This is a genomic window from Faecalicatena contorta (assembly GCF_022835095.1).
Taxonomy (GTDB): Bacteria; Bacillota; Clostridia; order Lachnospirales; family Lachnospiraceae; genus Faecalicatena; species Faecalicatena contorta.
Genome location: NZ_BQNQ01000001.1, coordinates 2,659,022 through 2,676,836, shown reverse-complemented (window position 1 = coordinate 2,676,836; position 17,815 = coordinate 2,659,022). Strand labels below are relative to the sequence as shown.

Sequence of the window (17,815 nt, the reverse complement as noted above, 5' to 3'; positions counted from 1 at the left end):
AATGCAGAAAGACTATAATTGTTTGCATGAGTGAAGAAAATTTATACATCAACGTAAAAAACAGAATATGTGACCTGATATTTAACGGAACCTATCAGGAAGGGAAGAGGATACCCTCCGAACGCATACTGGCGGAGACTTTGGAGGTGAGCAGGGTAACGGTTAGGAAGTCCCTGGATCTGTTGGAGCATGATCATCTGATTGTCAGAGAAGTTGGAAGCGGGACGAGGGTGTGTTTCCACAATTATGGAACCGCCAGCAGTATGGATATGATCGTACTGATAGCTCCAGCGAAGAATCCGTTTTTTGCTGAATTTATCGCACAGATCCAGACCTATGCGGAGCAGGAGGGGGCCATGATTCTGTATGTGGAGAAGCCGCGCACGGAAACCCTGGAGAACTGTCTCTACCGCCTTTATAAACGGGGGCTTCAGAACACGGTGATATGGCTGGAAGATCTGCCGGTGGACATGGAAAAGCTGAAACGCCTCCGTGCGCTGGGCATGAACATGGTCTTCTTTGATACAGATAAAGGACTGCCCTTCGCGGACTGTGTAGCGCTGGATAATGGCAAGGCAGTGCGTACGCTCTGCGGTGAGCTGCAAAAAGAGGGCTGCCGGGACATCCGTTATGCAGGCTGGGACCGCCGGGATATATACAGCATCGCATGCCGTGAAGAGGCATGTCTGAAAGAAACAGGTGAAGATGTGCCCTTTCTTCATCTTCCGTGGGAATGCAGGCACCATGTAAGCGAATTTGTCCTGGATTATCTAAGGCGTTACAACAAACCCCTGCCTGAGGCCATTGTCTGTGGTGACCGGGAAATCGCGGCGGCTGTATCCTATTCGGTTCGGCGGCTGAAGGAGGTGCAGATCCGGGTGGCGGGGATTGATGATTTTCCAGAGGCCGGGAGAAGGCAGGTTATCACATACAGGCAGGACCTGGAGGGGAGCGTGAAACAGATTTTTTACTGTCTGGCTATGCAGAACCAGAAACAGTCTGAGTGGAAGGCGGAGCTCTGTAAGGTGGAGGGAACGCTCACTTGTTATTGATGAATAAATCCAGAAGTGCTATACTATAACGTGTTTGAAAATTCGTACCCGCAGGGCATTGCGCAGCATATGCTCTGCGGGTGTCTCTGCGGATGGCCGCAGAATTCTATTAGAATGGGAGAAAATGAATATGGAGTACAGTGAAGTAATCAAAAATGCAAGATCTTGTATGGGGCCTTACTGTAAGGCATGCAATACCTGCAATGGAGCTGCGTGCAGAAATACAATGCCGGGACCGGGATCTAAAGGAGTCGGTGACCTCGCAGCACGAAACTATCAGAAATGGCAGGAAATCCGTATCAATATGGATACCCTCTGCGGGCAGAAGCAGGTGAAGACAGAGACCGAATTGTTCGGAAAAGAATTCACCGCCCCGTTTTTTGCCGGTCCGGTGGGCGCTGTGAAGCTGCACTACGGCGATAAATATTCGGACCAGGAGTATAATGACATATTGGTTTCCGCCTGTGCACAGAATGGGATAGCGGCATTTACAGGTGACGGGACAGATTATAATGTCATGATAGAAGCCACAAAAGCGATCACGAAACTTGACGGCATGGGCATTCCCACTGTTAAGCCGTGGGATATGGGTACAATCAGAGAAAAGATGGAGCTTGTGAAGAAGTCAGGCGCATTTGCAGTGGCAATGGATATCGATGCGGCAGGCCTTCCCTTTCTGCAGAATCTGAATCCTCCTGCAGGAAGCAAGTCTGTGAAGGAGTTGAAAGAGATCGTGAAGATTGCCGAGATCCCGTTTATCTTAAAGGGTATTATGACACCCAGGGCGGCTCTTAAGGCAAAGGAAGCAGGGGTCCAGGGGATCGTTGTATCGAACCATGGGGGACGCGTGCTGGATCAGTGTCCGTCAACGGCGGAGGTTCTGCCGTCTATTGTCGAAGCAGTGAAGGGAGAGATGACGATTTTTGTTGACGGAGGAATCCGGACAGGGATCGATGTATTTAAAGCACTTGCACTCGGGGCAGACGCTGTCCTGATTGCCCGTCCATTCGTGACCGCGGTATACGGCGGCGAGGAAGACGGTGTCAAAGCGTATATCAACAGGATTGAAGCAGAGCTAAAAGATACCATGTCTATGTGTGGGGCGTTCACTCTATCAGATATCCGGCGTGATATGATCTGGAACTAAACATTGTTTCCAGAAGTTACCAGTTTATTTTTTAACAAAATTTCATTCGTTATCCTCCTCCTTTTTTGTGAAAGATTTTGTATTGACGATGCAGGCTCTATAGTGGTAGTATTGTTTGTACGGCACAGGATATAGTTTGCGAATTGCGCAGTGAATACTAAATATAGAATAAATGACAACAGGAAAGGAAGAAGACATCATGATGCATGTAGTAAAAAAGGACGGAACAAAAGAAGATTTTAACGTGCATAAAGTGGTTGTTGCGGTGAACAAATCGGCCTACCGCGCACTCATCAAGTTTACGGATGAAGAACTGGATTATATCTGCCGCTTTGTGGAAGAAAAGGTACAGTCCATGGCTATAACGGACATCCCGATCGCTGAGATGCACAATGTAGTGGAGGGGGCGCTGGAGAAAGTGAATCCGGTTGTCGCGAAGAGCTACAGGGATTATCGGAATTATAAGCAGGACTTTGTACAGATGCTGGACGAGGTTTATAAAAAGAGCCAGTCTATTATGTACATTGGAGACAAAGAGAACAGCAATACAGACAGCGCCCTTGTTTCCACAAAAAGAAGCCTGATTTTCAACGAATTGAATAAGGAGTTATATAAGAAGTTTTTCCTGACCGTTGAGGAGATACAGGCGATCAGGGAAGGGTACATCTACATACATGATATGTCTGCCAGAAGAGACACCATGAACTGCTGCCTCTTTGATGTGAAGAGCGTGTTAAACGGCGGGTTTGAGATGGGAAATCTCTGGTACAATGAGCCAAAGACACTGGATACGGCTTTTGATGTGATCGGAGACATCGTGCTCAGCGCCGCAAGCCAGCAGTACGGCGGCTTCACGGTGCCGAGTGTGGACGAGATTCTGGAGCCCTACGCAGAAAAATCGCACAATAAACTGATTGAGAAATATAGAAACCTGGGACTACCGGAGGATAAGGTGCAGGAGGTTGCCTGGGCTGACCTGGAAAAAGAGATGGAGCAGGGTTTCCAGGGATGGGAATATAAGTTTAATTCCGTATCCTCAAGCAGGGGAGACTATCCTTTTATTACCGTGAGTGCAGGTACACGAACCAGCGAATACGGCAAATTGGCTACAAAAAAAATGCTGGAAGTACGCCGGAAGGGGCAGGGGAAAGAGGGACATAAAAAGCCGGTATTGTTCCCGAAGATTGTATTCTTATACGATGAGAACCTGCATGGGCCGGGAAAACCGCTGGAGGACGTATTTGAAGCGGGAATTGAATGTTCCCGAAAGACGATGTATCCCGACTGGCTCAGCCTGACAGGCGAGGGATATGTTCCAAGTATCTATAAAAAATACGGGAAAATCATCAGCCCAATGGGCTGCCGTGCATTTCTGTCTCCATGGTATGAAAGAGGCGGTATGGAACCGGCAGATGAGAACGATAAACCGGTATTTGTAGGAAGGTTCAATATTGGAGCCATCAGCCTGCATCTGCCAATGATTTATGCAAAGGCACAGCAAGAGAGTAAGAACTTCCACGATGTGCTGGATTATTATATGAACCTGATCAGAAGGCTTCATCAGAGGACCTACGATTATCTGGGAGAGATGAAGGCATCCACGAATCCGCTCGCATACTGTGAAGGCGGCTTCTATGGCGGTCACCTGGGGCTGTATGATAAGATCAAGCCACTGTTAAAATCTGCCACCGCATCATTTGGCATAACTGCCCTGAATGAACTGCAGCAGATCCATAACAAGAAGTCCCTTGCAGAAGACGGCTCATTTGCGCTGGAAACGTTGAATTACATCAACGACAAGGTCAATGAATTCAAAAAAGAAGACGGGCATCTGTACGCGATTTACGGAACGCCGGCGGAGAATCTCTGTGGGGTGCAGGTACAGCAGTTCCGTAAAAAATACGGGATTATTGAAAATGTTTCCGACAGGGAATATGTAAGCAACAGCTTTCACTGCCATGTCAGCGAAGAGATCACTCCGATTGAGAAGCAGGATCTGGAGGGACGATTCTGGAATCTGAGCAACGGCGGTAAGATTCAGTATGTGAAGTATCCCATCAGCTACAATACGGAAGCCGTGAAGGCGCTGGTCAGAAGAGCGATGGAAAAAGGATACTACGAGGGCGTCAATTTGTCCTTATCTTACTGCGATGACTGCGGCCATGAAGAACTGGATATGGATGTGTGCCCGGTGTGCGGAAGTAAGAATCTGACCAAGATAGACCGGATGAACGGTTATTTGTCCTACTCCAGAGTGAAAGGCGATACAAGACTTAATGATGCCAAGATGGCAGAGATTGCGGAAAGGAAAAGTATGTAACATGCAGTATCACAATATTACAAAAGATGACATGCTTAACGGTGATGGACTGCGGGTCGTCCTGTGGACAGCGGGCTGTTCACACGGATGCAGGGAATGCCACAATCCTGTTACATGGGATCCGGACGGCGGGCTCCCCTTTGAGGAAGAAACAAAGCAGGAATTATTTGAACAGCTGGAAAAAGATTATATTAGCGGTATTACATACAGCGGCGGAGATCCGCTGTTCCCTGCCAGCAGGGAATGTATCACAGCGCTTGCAAAAGAAATACGTGCAAGATTTCCGGACAAAACCCAGTGGCTGTATACCGGCTTTGAGTGGGAAGAGGTCAAAGACCTGCCTGTAATGCAATATCTGGATGTTATCGTAGACGGAAGGTTTGAAATTGACCAAAAGGATACGCAGCTGCACTGGAAGGGCAGTGCAAACCAGAAGGTAATTGACGTTCAGGAAAGCCTGAAAAAGCAGCAGATTGTGTTGCACGACTCATAACCAAAGAGCACTGCGTAATACATATGCAGCGGTGGAGGCTGCGATAGAGCAGCAGATTAAGGTTAACAAAGGAGAAAGAACATGCAGAGAATTGCCAAATTTCATAAAGTGAGTCTGGAGCAGTTTAAAAAAGACTGGATCGATACATTTGGACTGGAAGACGAAGCAGATATCCAGGAAATATATGACGGAATCAAGCTGCCAAGAAGAGCGACAGCAGGTTCTGCGGGCTATGATTTTTATGCCCCTGTCCGCCTGGTGCTGGAGCCGGGCCAGACGATCAAGGTTCCTACCGGTATCCGTGCAGAGATGGAGAACTCCTGGGTTCTCAAGTGTTATCCGAGAAGCGGCCTGGGTTTCAAATATAGGCTGCAGCTGAATAATACGGTAGGAATTATAGACAGCGATTACTTCTACTCTGATAATGAAGGACATATTTTTTCGAAAATAACGAATGACACGAACGAAGAAAAGGTCGTCGATATAGGCAGAGGCGAAGGCTTCATGCAGGGGATATTCACCGAATACGGCATTACTGTCGATGATGATGCCACCGAGACCAGGAACGGTGGTTTTGGAAGTACAACAAAGAAAAATCTTTGATAAAAAAGCAGATATCAAGAGCACGTTTTATGATGGGAAACCAATTCATAGGACGCGCTCTTTTTAATCGATTGCATAAATCAGGAAGAACCGGGGATTCTAACCATAGAGATTATCTGTTTCCAAAGGACAGTAAAAGAGAAAGGGTAGAGATTCCATGATTGAGAAAAATACGAAAAAAGTCAGCAGCTCCTTCCAAGAAAATATAGAATATATGAATCAGGTTCTGCCGGTTCAGGAAAGCTTTGATGTCATTCAACGGGATATGCTCATAGGAGGAAAAAAGGCAAGTTTTTATTTTATAGATGGATTTACGAAAGATGAGACCATGCTGAAGATCATGACCTCATTTTTCGGAATTCAGGCGGATGCTATGCCTGAGGACGCCACCGCATTTGCCCAGCAGTGTATTCCCTATGTGGAGGTCGACATTATCGGAGATTTTGACCAGGTACTTCGAAATATACTTTCGGGCGTAACATGTCTGTTTATTGATGGATATGAGGTGTGTATTGCGATCGACTGCCGCACTTATCCCGCCAGAAGCGTTGAAGAACCGGACAAGGATAAGTCTCTCAGGGGATCGAGGGATGGCTTTGTAGAAACAATCGTGTTCAATACGGCACTGATGCGCAGGAGGATCCGTGACCCCCATCTGATTATGGAAATGGTAGAAGCCGGGCAGACAAGCAGAACGGATATCGCTCTCTGTTACATGTCTGACCGCGTAGACCAGGAACTGCTTAAGAATGTGCAGGAGAGAATCAAGAACCTGAAGCTGGATGATCTGAGGATGAATCAGCAGAGCCTGGCAGATGCCATGTTTAAGCGAAAATGGTTCAATCCATTTCCAAAATTCAAGTTTACGGAGCGGCCGGATACAGCTGCTGCCTGCCTGCTGGAGGGAAAGGTCGTAATAATGGTGGACAATTCGCCTTCCGCAATGATACTGCCCACTTCCATATTTGATATGATTGAGGAGGCAAATGATTACTACTTTCCTACCCTTACAGGGGTTTACCTCAAAATATCCCGGGCGCTGATCACCATACTCACGGTGTTTCTGACTCCTGTTTTTCTGCTGTTTATGCAGAACCCGAACTGGCTGCCGGATGTGTTTGCATTTGTTGCGGTAAAAGATACGGTCAATATCCCGCTCATATTCCAGCTTTTAATACTGGAACTATCGATTGACGGCCTGCGGCTTGCGGCACTGAATACACCGAGTATGCTCAGCACGCCGCTCAGTGTAATAGCGGGTCTTGTCATGGGCGAATTCTCGGTAAAGTCAGGCTGGTTTAATTCAGAGGTGATGCTCTATATGGCTTTTGTTGCGGTAGCAAACTATACGCAGCCCAACTTTGAACTGGGGTATGCACTAAAATTCATGCGGCTTTTGCTGCTGATACTGACTGCCTGCTTCAACGCCGTTGGGTTTGTGATCGGATGCATTCTGATCGTATGCTTCCTGGCATTTAATAAGACGTTATCCGGAAGAAACTATCTTAATATAAAACTACAGTAGCAGAATCAGCGGTAAAGCATCCTGAAAATCAATGCCCTGTTCTTTCCGAAGCAATATGGGAAAGGCAGGGCATACCGTTTTATCACCTTCGCTGTATCTCTCTCATATCAGCTCCCTTTTTATACAGGCGAAGCCCGGCGGCTGTCAGAAGAACTGCCGCAGCTGCCACCATAATAAAGAGAAGGGGGCTGCTTGTGTAAACAACTAAAAAGTCCAGATAGCTGCCGAATAGATTGAACAGGATATGAAACAGAATAGCAGGATAGATACTTCTCCCCAATTTTAAAATGCATCCCAAAATAATTCCTATTAAAAATGCATAAATCCCCTGTATCAGATTCATATGATAGACGCCAAAGAGAACTGCCTGTAACAGATTGGCGGCCCAGAAAGGGAGTGCCTTCCGAAAAAAATGAAGCATCAGTCCACGGAAAATCAGTTCTTCACAGACAGGCGCAAGAATTACAGTATAAACGGTCAGAAGCACCGTCATATCGTTCATGCCGGCGCTCTCAAACAGCTGGTTATAGCTTTCGTACCAGTCAGGCCGGAAATTAGCAATCACAATAATTAGATATGAAGCAATGTACTGCATGGAAACCATCAGGATGAAACATGCCAGCAGCATCCTGGCGTTGAAAATCTGTCCCAGCCGGCGCCGCAGCATCCCTTTGGGAACCGCTGCGATGCGATACCATGTTCCGAGAAGCAGGATGGTAACCGCGCTGTATAAGAGCATAATTTTAGTATTAAAGCCGGAATCAAGTAAGATGTAACCAAACGCGTCTATGTCAAAACCCCCCGTAGAAAAGAAATGCATATAAAGAGCCTGACATAAGGAGCAGATCAGGCTGGCAAAGAGCTGGATTGCGAAGGCGGCTGCCAGCGGAAGCAGGGCCATAAGAAAGTAACCGGCTTTTTTTAGTATGTTTTTAATGAGAATCGACCTCCTTTTATAAAGCATATTTTAAAGAATAGATTTTTGTTTTAGACTTTAGTATACCACAGGCTAATAAGAAGTTCCATATAGAATCCGGAATGTTAGTGTGTTATACTATATTCATTGTTCCGGTTTACAGCACAGCTTCTTAGCCGGAATCAGCCTAGACCTTAAAAGCCGGTTTGGCGGGGCAGAGGCATGTAGAAAATCATGTGAAGAAAAGAGGTAGTTTTAGTTGGAAGAGAACAGGGAAATTGAAAAAGCAGACAGTGCTGGTAATCCAGGAAAGGACGAGAGGCTGGGCAGTGCGCCGCTTGGAAAATTGATTGCCGAGATGGCGGTTCCGGCAGTGGCAGCCCAGATTATCAATGTCCTCTATAATATTGTAGACCGTATTTATATAGGGCATATTCATGGCTATGGCGACATGGCACTGACCGGAGTAGGGGTCACCTTTCCAATTCTAATGGTGATCGCGGCCTTCAGTGCATTTGCAGGCATGGGCGGTGCACCGCTGGCATCCATACAACTGGGAAAGAAAAATTACGAAGGGGCCGAAAAGATTCTGGGTAATTGCGTGGGATTGCTGTTGATTTTTTCGGTGATTCTGACAGTCGGATTTTTGATATTTAAAACACCTATATTATATGCATTTGGCGCCAGCGAAACAACCATCGTTTATGCGGAACAGTACATAAGTATTTATTTGATCGGAACCATATTTGTACAGTTCGCCGTGGGGCTTAATACGTTTATAAGCGGCCAGGGGAATGCCAGGATCGCCATGTTTTCCGTGCTGATTGGGGCTGTGATTAATATCGTGCTGGATCCGATCCTGATCTTTGCTGCAGGAATGGGCGTGCGGGGTGCAGCTCTTGCCACCATCATTTCCCAGGCGGTAAGCGCCCTTTGGGTGATATGGTTTCTGACTTCAAAGAAAAGCGTCATTCGTATCCGCAGACAGTATATACGTCTGAATGCGAGAACAGTGGGGAGCATAGCGGCGCTCGGTGTATCTCCTTTTATCATGCAGAGCACGGAGAGCCTCGTGATGATTACCTTGAATTCCGGTCTTCAGAAATACGGCGGGGATTTGTACGTGGGCACCATGTCCATTATGTCAAGCATCATGCAGCTGATTGTAATTCCCGTGCAGGGAGCGGCCCAGGGAGTGCAGCCGATCATGAGCTATAATTACGGCGCCGGAAAGCTGGAAAGAGTAAGAGGTGCATTTGTCCGGATGATCGTAATATGTTTGTCTGCCACGGTCCTATTGGCCGGGCTTGCTGTCATAAATCCGGCAATATACGCCAGACTGTTTACAGGCAATCAGGAACTGATCGCGCTGACTTGTAAGGTAATGCCGGTATATTTCCTCGGAATTACGGTGTTTGGAATCCAAATGGCGTGCCAGACCACATTCCTGGCTCTGGGCCAGGCAAAAGTCTCACTAATCATTGCGCTTTTGCGTAAGGTGATCCTGCTGATACCACTTGCCATTATCCTTCCGAAGTTCATGGGAGTCATAGGAATCTACAGAGCCGAACCGATAGCTGATTTTACTTCCGTGGCGATCTCAGCACTTCTCTTTTTCCTTACGGCCAAAAAGATTTTGCGTTCTGACGAAAAAAATGATATGATAGGTAAAGCTTAAATTTCAGGAGGGAAGGATATGAGAGAATTTATAATTACAGTTAACAGTACGGTAGACTTGCCAAGAAAATGGTTAGAAGAGAGGAATGTACCGGTTGTTCCTTTAAAATATACAATCGACGGGGAAACCTATACAGATATGTATGGTCTCACCGGCAAAGAATTTTTTGCAAAGTTGAGAGAGGGGCATATGTCCGTAACCTCCCAGGTGAATCCGGATGAAGCCAAGGCAGCTCTGGAGCCATTTTTAAAAGAAGGAAAAGACATACTCCATCTGGGATTCTCATCGGGCCTGAGCGGCACGTACAACAGTATGAGGATTGCAGGGGAAGAGCTGGCGGAAAAGTATCCGGAAGCCAAGGTCATCATCATTGATACACTCTGTGCATGCCTGGGAGAAGGCCTTCTCCTCTACAAAGTGCTGCAACAGAAGGCTTCGGGCAGGAATATCGATGAGATCGCACAGTGGGTAGAAGAGAACAAGCTGCATATCTGCCACAATGTAACCGTAGACGACCTGCATCATCTGCACAAAGGCGGACGCGTATCAAAGGCCACGGCAATCGTAGGTACCATGGTCAAGATCAAGCCGATCATCCACGTAGACAACGAGGGCAAGCTGCAGGTAATCGCAAAAGAGCGGGGCCGCAAGCGTTCGCTGAACAAGATTGTAGAAATGGCCGCAGAGAGAGCCCAGGGCTGGGACAATGACATGGTTATGATCACACACGGAGACTGCATCGAAGAAGCAGAGTACGTGGCAGAACTGGCAAAAGAAAAACTCGGAGCCAAGGAAGTTTTGATCAACAATATCGGAACCGTAATTGGAAGCCATACAGGGCCGGGAGTCGTAGCCATCTTCTACATGGGGGAAGAGCGTTAGTGCGAGGGGATGTGGCTGGTATGGGGACGCCTGCCTGGAATGTGGAGCGGGATGTCCCGGGATAAAAAAGGATGGGGGCTGGATGCGACCCGTCCGCGGAGAAGTTCTAACGCAAAAGAAACCGTCCATGAGGGCACGTACAACATGCAACGGGAAAGCCTGATGCTTTCCCGTCTTAGGTTGTACTGGGAAGTGATTTTGGAAAATCACTTCCCAGCCCTCATGGACGGCTTCTTTTACGTAAGGACTTCTAACCGCGGTCTCTACGCATCCAGCCCCCATCCTTTTTTATCCCGGGACATCCCGCTCCACATTCCAGGCAGGCTGGACGCATCAAGGCAGATCAATCCTCACCTCTAGTGGGGCTCTGAGACGGGGGCAGTGGATCTTTTTTGGATACACGTAACATAAATACCTGTTGTTTTGTTAACTGACAGAGACATATGCATAGCCTACCGGTATAATTTCGTTCCGTGTATTCAAAAAGATCCACTGCCCCCCGTCCCCCACACCCGTCTTTCACTTAGCGACCTCTTCTGGAGCTCTCCCTAGAGACTCATAATCCCTAAGGCATTCATTACGGAGCTTATTAGTATAAGTACCAGTAAGATAGGCGCGATCCATTTTATCATGACTGTGAAAAGTTTTTTACTTTTAAAGGCTGCGCCTTCTGCGGATGCCTCTTCGATGATGGTTTTGGGTTTGATGAAAAAACCAACAAAGATACAGGTGAAGAGTGCTACGATCGGCATTAGGACGCTGTTGCTCAAAAAGTCCCAGAAGTCCAGTATAGACATTCCGATGGGCTGGATGAAATCCCAGACTCCGAATCCGAGGGAAGAGGGGATTCCCATCAGCAGTACGTAGATTACTACAATGATACAAGTGAACTTTCTTTTCCACTTGAACCGGTCCATCAGGATGGAGACGATTGTTTCCATCAAGGAAATGGCTGAGGTTACTGCGGCAAAGAATACCAGTATAAAGAATACGGTTCCTACAAATCCTCCCATTGGCATACTAGCAAATACCTTGGGCAGTGTAATGAACATAAGTCCGGGGCCTGCGCTGAGGGCGGACTGATCCCCGCCGGAAAAGATAAATACGGCTGGAACGATCATGAGCCCGGCAAAGAATGCGATACCGGTATCGAATATTTCGATCTGCCGCACGGAGCCCTCCAAGCTGGTAGATTTTTTCATGTAAGATCCATAAGTAATCATAATGCCCATTGCAAGTGACATGGAATAGAAGAGCTGCCCCATGGCTGCAAGCAATGTCTTGACCGAAAAGTCGGACATGTGGGGCATAATGTAATATTTGAGGCCTTCCATGGCTCCGTCCATTGTTAAAACGTAGATTGAGATACCGATGGTCAGGACAACGAGTACCGGCATCAGGAACTTACTGACAGTTTCAATTCCCTTTTCAACACCTAAAATAACAACAACAGCCGTGAAAACAACGAATAATGCAAACCATAGTATCGGGCTCTTGACTCCGCCGATAAATGTGGTAAAATAGTCATCTCCTGCGGCAGCTTTTGTTCCCCCTGTTACAAAAGTAGCAAAATACTTGATAACCCATCCGCCGATAACAGAATAGTAAGGCAGTATGATGATCGGTACGACAGCGGCCAGGACTCCGAGAAATCCAAAACGCTTATCGAGCTTTTTAAAAGCTCCGATTGCACTCAGGCCTGTCTTGCGGCCGAGAGCAATTTCGGCAACCATAAGAGTAAAACCAAAAGTTATAGCAAGGATAATATAGCATAATAAAAATGTTCCTCCGCCATATTTGGCTACGAGATATGGGAAACGCCATATGTTTCCGAGACCTACAGCAGAACCGGCGGCAGCCAGAATAAAGCCGATTTTGCTCGTGAAGTTACTTCTGTTTTCGTTCATTTGATAAAAAAACCTCCTCATTTTGACCCGTAATATTAGACACTAATGGCTATATTATGACATGAAGCGCGGCTGTTGACAAGTGGAATTAACCAATTCCACCGTAAAAAATTCCAAGAATATATACAAGAACGGCAACACCGCAGAATACATATCTGGTCATGGGTTCGAACCATTTGCCGACCCTTTTCTTTCTGCCCGCCTGAACAGATTCCAGGGCAAAACCTCTGCGGCAGACCCAGAACATCGTGATTCCTGCCAGAAGGGCGCCGAGCGGAATAACATAGATCGATATGGTATCCATCCAGATGCTGAGCAGGTCACCTTCTACAAAGATACCGATGCCGAGTGTGATCACTCCGATGATGGCAATCGACTTTACACGGGAAAATCCAAAACGGCTCTGCAGAGCTTCCACAGGGCTTTCCAGAAGGTTCATCAGGGAGGTAACCCCTGCACAGAGTACCGCAAAAAAGAATACCACTGCAAACAGGCGGCCGAAAGGCAGACTCCTGATGACTGCAGGGATCGTAACAAATAGAAGCCCGGGACCGGAATCGGGAGACATGCCGTAAGCGAAAACTGCCGGGATAATAACGATTCCTGCCAGAAGCGCGGCCAGCGTATCAAAGACAGCCACATTTTTTGCACAGCTGATGATGTCCACGTCCTTTTTCAGGTAGCTTCCGTATACAACCGTGCCGCTGCCCGCAAGAGAAAGGGAGAAGAATGCCTGGCCCATTGCAAAAACCCAGGTCTTTGGATTGGACATGGCTCCCCAGTCCGGTTTGAATAAATAAGCATATCCCGAAAATGATCCGGGCAGCATGGCAACGCGTACTGCAAGAAAGATAAACAGTATAAAGAATGCAGGCATCATGACTTTATTGATTTTTTCGATTCCGTGTGAGATGCCAAAGGACATACAGACCAGGACAATCAAAAGTCCCAGAAAATGCCAGGGTATACTTCCGAAATCCTGCGCCAGCGCTCCGAAAACCTCTCCCGGTTCCCTGGAACCCAGAATGTCCCCTGTTATAGAAGAGAAAAGAAAACGCAGGATCCATCCGATGACAACACTATATCCGATGGCGATTCCAAGGGAGCCGATGACCGGAATCAGCCCCACCAGGCTTCCAAGACCCGGTGCATTTCTCTGCGCAAATCCCTTTTTGAAAGCGCCCAACGGTCCGGACTGCATTGCGCGCCCGAAAGCCATCTCACCAATCACTCCGGTAAGGCCGATCAGCACAACAAATAGGATATAAGGAATTAAAAATGCAAATCCGCCGAATTCTCCGATCCGATAGGGAAAGAGCCAGATATTGGCCATGCCCACGGAACTCCCGATACAGGCAATGATAAATCCCCATTTATTTTTGAATTTGTCCTCTGACGGCTTGCTCTTTGCCCCATTTTGCTGTAAACTACTCATAGTCATTCCTCTTTTCTGTAAAAGTAGCAATATTATAACATAGATTAATGGAAAAATTAAGAGGAAATCTATTGACATTTACCTGAAAATATGATAAATTATAATCTGCGTGAGGCAAAAAATAAAGTAGAGTATCCACTCTCACCATAGCACAATCGGGTGACTATTGGTTTGATATTGAAACATTTACACGGTCATTGGCTGTGTATGTCAATATACGGGTGGAGATGTTCACTCGTTTTTTTAATTTTATAGGAAATCAGATCCTATGAAACAATTTGCTATCGCGGAAGAACCTGAAGGAAATTCATTTGATGGAGGTATACAACAATTAGCGATTTAATGATTAATGAGCAGATCAGAGACAAAGAAGTTCGTCTGGTTAGTGAGGATGGGGAACAGTTAGGGATTATGTCATCCAGAGAGGCCCTGAAGATGGCCATGGATGCGGAACTTGATTTGGTGAAGATTGCACCGATGGCGAAACCGCCGGTCTGCAAGATTATTGATTATGGCAAATTTAAATACGAGCAGACACAAAAAGACAAGGAAGCTAAGAAAAAACAGAAGACTGTCGAGTTAAAGGAAGTGCGTCTGTCACCTAATATCGATACGAATGACCTAAATACAAAGGTTAACAATGCAAAGAAGTTCATCGCAAAAGGTAATAAAGTCAAAGTGACACTGCGTTTCCGTGGAAGAGAGATGGCTCATATACAGCAGAGCAGACATGTTCTGGACGATTTTGCACGGATGCTTTCAGATATTGCGGTTATTGAGAAACCTGCAAAACTTGAAGGAAGAAGCATGAGCATAGTTTTAACTGAAAAACGTTAAAAATATATTATTACGGGTGTTTATACACTCAGTAAACGCACAATGAAGGAGGAAATACATCATGCCAAAAATCAAAACGAATAGAGCGGCAGCAAAGCGCTTCAAAGTAACAGGTACAGGAAAACTGAAAAGAAATAAAGCATATAAGAGCCATATCTTAACAAAGAAGTCTACAAAGAGAAAAAGAAATCTCAGACACCCGGCTATCACAGATGCTACAAATGTAAAAAACATGAAGAAAGTATTACCATATCTGTAAGATTTGGAAGTTGATGAAGGAGGATTAAGAAATGGCAAGAGTTAAAGGCGGTATGAACGCTAGAAAAAAACATAATAGAACCTTAAAGTTAGCAAAAGGATACAGAGGAGCACGTTCCAAACAGTACAGAGTTGCAAAACAGTCTGTAATGAGAGCGCTTACATCATCTTATGCAGGAAGAAAACAGCGCAAACGTCAGATGAGACAGTTATGGATCGCGCGTATCAATGCAGCAGCAAGAATGAATGGATTGTCATACAGCAAGTTTATGCATGGACTGAAACTGGCTGAAGTGGATATGAATAGAAAGATGCTGGCTGAACTGGCAGTAAGCGACAAAGAAGGTTTCGCTACACTGGCAGAGGTTGCAAAAGCAAAGATTGCATAGTAAAATAATACTATGAAGCCCGAATCCCCTAGGGACTCGGGCTTTTTTCATTTTTTATATGGGATTTGGATGGACAGGAGATGTTTGTATGAGAAACCATGAAGTTACAACAAAGCAGCCTTTATTAAATAAAGACGGAAGCCTGAGGGAACCAGGATGGTCCAGGCAGCTTATCCAGGAATATGACCGAAACCAGATTAAAGCGTCTAAGCTGCGGATCAAAGAATGGGATTATTATCTGGTACTGAACCAGGACTTCGCAGCAGCATTTACGCTATCGGACGATGGGTATATAGGCCTTCAGTCAGTCTCTCTCCTGAATTTTAAAGAAGGATGGGAACACACCGAGACGATTCTAAATAAATTTCCCATGGGGAAGATGAAGATGCCATCCACTTCGTCAGAGGGAAATATCCGTTACAAAGATAAACGCCTGAAGATGGAATTCTGCGTGGAACCCGGAAAGCGGACGATTACCTGTGATTTCAAGGACTTCTGGGATGGAAAGCCCTTATACTGTGAGATAACTCTTTCTCAGCCACCGATGGACACAATGGTCATAGCCACGCCCTGGAAGAACAAAAAGACAGCCTTTTATTACAACCAGAAAATAAACTGTATGCGCGCCGAAGGATCCGTGACGTTTGATGAAACCACCTACTGGTTCTGCCCGGAGACGGATTACGGAACCCTGGACTGGGGACGCGGCGTATGGACCTATGACAACCGCTGGTACTGGGGGTCAGGAAACGGAACTGTGGGAGGAAGGCCCTTTGGTTTTAATATAGGTTATGGATTCGGTGACACGTCTGCGGCAACGGAAAATATTCTGTTCTATGACGGCGTATGTCATAAACTGGATGATGTAACATTTCACATACCAAAGGACGATTACATGAAGCCCTGGCGTTTTACATCCAGCGATGGCAGGTTCGAGATGGATTTTGAACCGGTCTTGGATCGGGCGGCCAAAATATCAGCGCTGGTAATTGCCTCTGACCAGCATCAGGTCTTTGGGAAGCTGAGCGGCAGGGCAATACTGGATAACGGGATGTTTATCGAATTAAAAGACTTTATGTGCTTTGCGGAAGATGTGCATAATCGCTATTAAATCGGGATTTAGCGACGAGCTTTAGCCTCGGCGCGGATGGGGGCGCTCCATAAAGGGATAGCCGAAAACCTCCCGGAGAACATCCATGTCCTTTCAAAAACGCGGCCGCGGACCTAAGAAATTCTAGGCGGGAAACAGCCCTGAAAATGGAGCACCACTGACACATCACGAGAAATCCGATGATTTCTCGCGCTGGGTCATCTGATTTTTGGATTCGGAATCCAAAAATCTCTCCATTTTCCGGGCTGTTTCCCACCAAGAATTTCTAAGGTCCGCTTTGAGCGTTTTTGAAAGGACATGGATGTTCTCCGGGAGGCTTTCAGCTATCCCTTCATGGAGCTGTCGCATCCAACCGGCAGAAAAAAGCTCGTTTCTAAGGAGAGGCCTCAAGCGGGGGCAACGTATGGTATTGAATTGGCGGGACTTTTATGCCCCCAGTAGGTGTACATAAGCAATGGGATACGGTTCCAGTATCAAAATAATTCAATACACATCTTGAAGATGAAAAGATACGCATAGCCAATCCAAATCCGCTGCCCTGGTCGGGAACCCACCCGGTTGGCGAGCTTTCCTGCCGATTGGATGAGCCAGCTTTATGACAGGGAGGCCGGGGAGGTGCTGGGGCTGTATATGCCGTTGCGAAATGCTGGAGTGCGCTTAGTGATTCTTGAACAGCCGATGCCGGATAGGCGGGGAAAAACTTGATCTCCAAATCAAGTTTTTGCTGAACCCAGCGCGGGAAATCATCAGATTTCCCGTAATGTGTTCAGCGTACCCGCCTATCCGGCATCGGGTGTTCTAGAATCACTTAGCAGCATGGGTGCATATCGCAACGGCATATACAGCCCCAGCACCTCCCCGGCCTCCCTGTCATGAAGCGTCCCCGTCCGTCAACGAGTCTAAAGCTCGTTAACTAACTCCCGATTTAAAAAAAAGTATTGACATTTGAAAGTTCCCGTAGTAAAGTATTTATCAAACCTATGAGGAAGAGCAAGTACCTTTTGTACTTACCACACAGAGAGCTGCAGGCGGTGGGATTGCAGCGGGACAAGGCAGATGGGAATGGGCTTCTGAGGGCGAACTGAAAGTTACAGTAGGTGAGCCGGAGAGAGTACTCCGTTAACAAAGTCAGCATATGTTAGTATGCATGAGAGGATGCGTTCGCCGCATCAAGCTGGGTGGCACCGCAGGAGTTTTGATGATTCATACTCTTGTCCCTGCAATAATTTATTGTGAGGGATAGGAGTATTTTTTTATGCAGA

The 17,815-nt window shown here is 46.6% G+C and carries 15 protein-coding genes; 12 read left to right on the top strand and 3 right to left on the bottom strand.

The window, feature by feature from the left end; genetic code table 11:
- The first annotated feature begins 26 nt into the window (after positions 1 to 26).
- The 6 genes from MWG26_RS11925 (at position 27) to MWG26_RS11900 (ending at position 7,140) form a co-directional block, all read left to right on the top strand.
- A complete protein-coding gene (locus MWG26_RS11925; RefSeq protein WP_025657343.1) occupies positions 27 to 1,052 on the top strand; it encodes a GntR family transcriptional regulator in 1,026 nt (341 codons plus the stop codon).
- 130 nt (positions 1,053 to 1,182) lie between these two features.
- On the top strand, positions 1,183 to 2,199 hold the full coding sequence (locus MWG26_RS11920; RefSeq protein WP_025657344.1) for an alpha-hydroxy-acid oxidizing protein: 1,017 nt from the start codon (positions 1,183 to 1,185) through the stop codon (positions 2,197 to 2,199).
- A gap of 199 nt (positions 2,200 to 2,398) precedes the next feature.
- The gene (gene nrdD, locus MWG26_RS11915) at positions 2,399 to 4,519 is read left to right on the top strand and encodes an anaerobic ribonucleoside-triphosphate reductase (protein WP_025657345.1); all 2,121 of its coding nucleotides are present in this window, start codon (positions 2,399 to 2,401) and stop codon (positions 4,517 to 4,519) included.
- Position 4,520: 1 nt separating this feature from the next.
- Positions 4,521 to 5,012: an anaerobic ribonucleoside-triphosphate reductase activating protein gene (nrdG, locus tag MWG26_RS11910; protein WP_025657346.1), complete on the top strand. Its 492-nt coding sequence runs from the start codon at positions 4,521 to 4,523 to the stop codon at positions 5,010 to 5,012.
- Positions 5,013 to 5,093: 81 nt separating this feature from the next.
- Positions 5,094 to 5,615 carry a dCTP deaminase/dUTPase family protein gene (locus tag MWG26_RS11905; protein ID WP_025657347.1) on the top strand — a complete coding sequence of 174 codons (522 nt, stop codon included), beginning with the start codon at positions 5,094 to 5,096 and terminating at the stop codon, positions 5,613 to 5,615.
- A gap of 157 nt (positions 5,616 to 5,772) precedes the next feature.
- Positions 5,773 to 7,140: a spore germination protein gene (locus MWG26_RS11900; RefSeq protein WP_025657348.1), complete on the top strand. Its 1,368-nt coding sequence runs from the start codon at positions 5,773 to 5,775 to the stop codon at positions 7,138 to 7,140.
- Positions 7,141 to 7,222: 82 nt separating this feature from the next.
- Here the strand turns inward: MWG26_RS11900 and MWG26_RS11895 are convergent, their stop codons facing one another.
- A complete protein-coding gene (locus MWG26_RS11895) occupies positions 7,223 to 8,104 on the bottom strand; it encodes a CPBP family intramembrane glutamic endopeptidase (protein WP_081733184.1) in 882 nt (293 codons plus the stop codon).
- A 310-nt stretch (positions 8,105 to 8,414) separates the two neighbouring features.
- On the opposite strand from MWG26_RS11895, the gene MWG26_RS11890 reads away from it, so the two are divergent.
- Positions 8,415 to 9,734, top strand: a complete 1,320-nt coding sequence (locus MWG26_RS11890; RefSeq protein ID WP_044927337.1) for an MATE family efflux transporter — start codon at positions 8,415 to 8,417, stop codon at positions 9,732 to 9,734.
- Positions 9,735 to 9,752: 18 nt separating this feature from the next.
- Positions 9,753 to 10,616 carry a DegV family protein gene (locus tag MWG26_RS11885; protein ID WP_025657351.1) on the top strand — a complete coding sequence of 288 codons (864 nt, stop codon included), beginning with the start codon at positions 9,753 to 9,755 and terminating at the stop codon, positions 10,614 to 10,616.
- A gap of 548 nt (positions 10,617 to 11,164) precedes the next feature.
- Here MWG26_RS11885 and MWG26_RS11880 read toward each other — a convergent pair.
- Complete coding sequence (locus MWG26_RS11880) at positions 11,165 to 12,523, bottom strand: sodium-dependent transporter (RefSeq protein ID WP_025657352.1); 1,359 nt, start codon at positions 12,521 to 12,523, stop codon at positions 11,165 to 11,167.
- An 88-nt stretch (positions 12,524 to 12,611) separates the two neighbouring features.
- The gene (locus MWG26_RS11875) at positions 12,612 to 13,958 is read right to left on the bottom strand and encodes a sodium-dependent transporter (protein ID WP_025657353.1); all 1,347 of its coding nucleotides are present in this window, start codon (positions 13,956 to 13,958) and stop codon (positions 12,612 to 12,614) included.
- 342 nt (positions 13,959 to 14,300) lie between these two features.
- On the opposite strand from MWG26_RS11875, the gene infC reads away from it, so the two are divergent.
- From infC to MWG26_RS11855, 4 genes are all read left to right on the top strand, one after another.
- Positions 14,301 to 14,795 carry a translation initiation factor IF-3 gene (gene infC, locus MWG26_RS11870; RefSeq protein ID WP_025657354.1) on the top strand — a complete coding sequence of 165 codons (495 nt, stop codon included), beginning with the start codon at positions 14,301 to 14,303 and terminating at the stop codon, positions 14,793 to 14,795.
- A gap of 61 nt (positions 14,796 to 14,856) precedes the next feature.
- Positions 14,857 to 15,054 (top strand): 50S ribosomal protein L35, encoded by a 198-nt coding sequence (gene rpmI, locus MWG26_RS11865; RefSeq protein ID WP_009004123.1) that lies wholly within the window; start codon positions 14,857 to 14,859, stop codon positions 15,052 to 15,054.
- A 31-nt stretch (positions 15,055 to 15,085) separates the two neighbouring features.
- On the top strand, positions 15,086 to 15,442 hold the full coding sequence (gene rplT, locus MWG26_RS11860) for a 50S ribosomal protein L20 (protein ID WP_025657355.1): 357 nt from the start codon (positions 15,086 to 15,088) through the stop codon (positions 15,440 to 15,442).
- Positions 15,443 to 15,530: 88 nt separating this feature from the next.
- Positions 15,531 to 16,553: a DUF2804 domain-containing protein gene (locus MWG26_RS11855; RefSeq protein WP_025657356.1), complete on the top strand. Its 1,023-nt coding sequence runs from the start codon at positions 15,531 to 15,533 to the stop codon at positions 16,551 to 16,553.
- The last annotated feature ends 1,262 nt before the right edge of the window (positions 16,554 to 17,815 follow it).

Bases quoted from the DNA above. Each gene is read 5' to 3' on its own strand.
- MWG26_RS11925 (WP_025657343.1), top strand. From the start codon at position 27: ATGAGTGAAGAAAATTTATACATCAACGTAAAAAACAGAATATGTGAC.
- MWG26_RS11920 (WP_025657344.1), top strand. From the start codon at position 1,183: ATGGAGTACAGTGAAGTAATCAAAAATGCAAGATCTTGTATGGGGCCT.
- nrdD (WP_025657345.1), top strand. From the start codon at position 2,399: ATGATGCATGTAGTAAAAAAGGACGGAACAAAAGAAGATTTTAACGTG.
- nrdG (WP_025657346.1), top strand. From the start codon at position 4,521: ATGCAGTATCACAATATTACAAAAGATGACATGCTTAACGGTGATGGA.
- MWG26_RS11905 (WP_025657347.1), top strand. From the start codon at position 5,094: ATGCAGAGAATTGCCAAATTTCATAAAGTGAGTCTGGAGCAGTTTAAA.
- MWG26_RS11900 (WP_025657348.1), top strand. From the start codon at position 5,773: ATGATTGAGAAAAATACGAAAAAAGTCAGCAGCTCCTTCCAAGAAAAT.
- MWG26_RS11895 (WP_081733184.1), bottom strand. From the start codon at position 8,104: ATGCTTTATAAAAGGAGGTCGATTCTCATTAAAAACATACTAAAAAAA.
- MWG26_RS11890 (WP_044927337.1), top strand. From the start codon at position 8,415: ATGGCGGTTCCGGCAGTGGCAGCCCAGATTATCAATGTCCTCTATAAT.
- MWG26_RS11885 (WP_025657351.1), top strand. From the start codon at position 9,753: ATGAGAGAATTTATAATTACAGTTAACAGTACGGTAGACTTGCCAAGA.
- MWG26_RS11880 (WP_025657352.1), bottom strand. From the start codon at position 12,523: ATGAACGAAAACAGAAGTAACTTCACGAGCAAAATCGGCTTTATTCTG.
- MWG26_RS11875 (WP_025657353.1), bottom strand. From the start codon at position 13,958: ATGAGTAGTTTACAGCAAAATGGGGCAAAGAGCAAGCCGTCAGAGGAC.
- infC (WP_025657354.1), top strand. From the start codon at position 14,301: ATGATTAATGAGCAGATCAGAGACAAAGAAGTTCGTCTGGTTAGTGAG.
- rpmI (WP_009004123.1), top strand. From the start codon at position 14,857: ATGCCAAAAATCAAAACGAATAGAGCGGCAGCAAAGCGCTTCAAAGTA.
- rplT (WP_025657355.1), top strand. From the start codon at position 15,086: ATGGCAAGAGTTAAAGGCGGTATGAACGCTAGAAAAAAACATAATAGA.
- MWG26_RS11855 (WP_025657356.1), top strand. From the start codon at position 15,531: ATGAGAAACCATGAAGTTACAACAAAGCAGCCTTTATTAAATAAAGAC.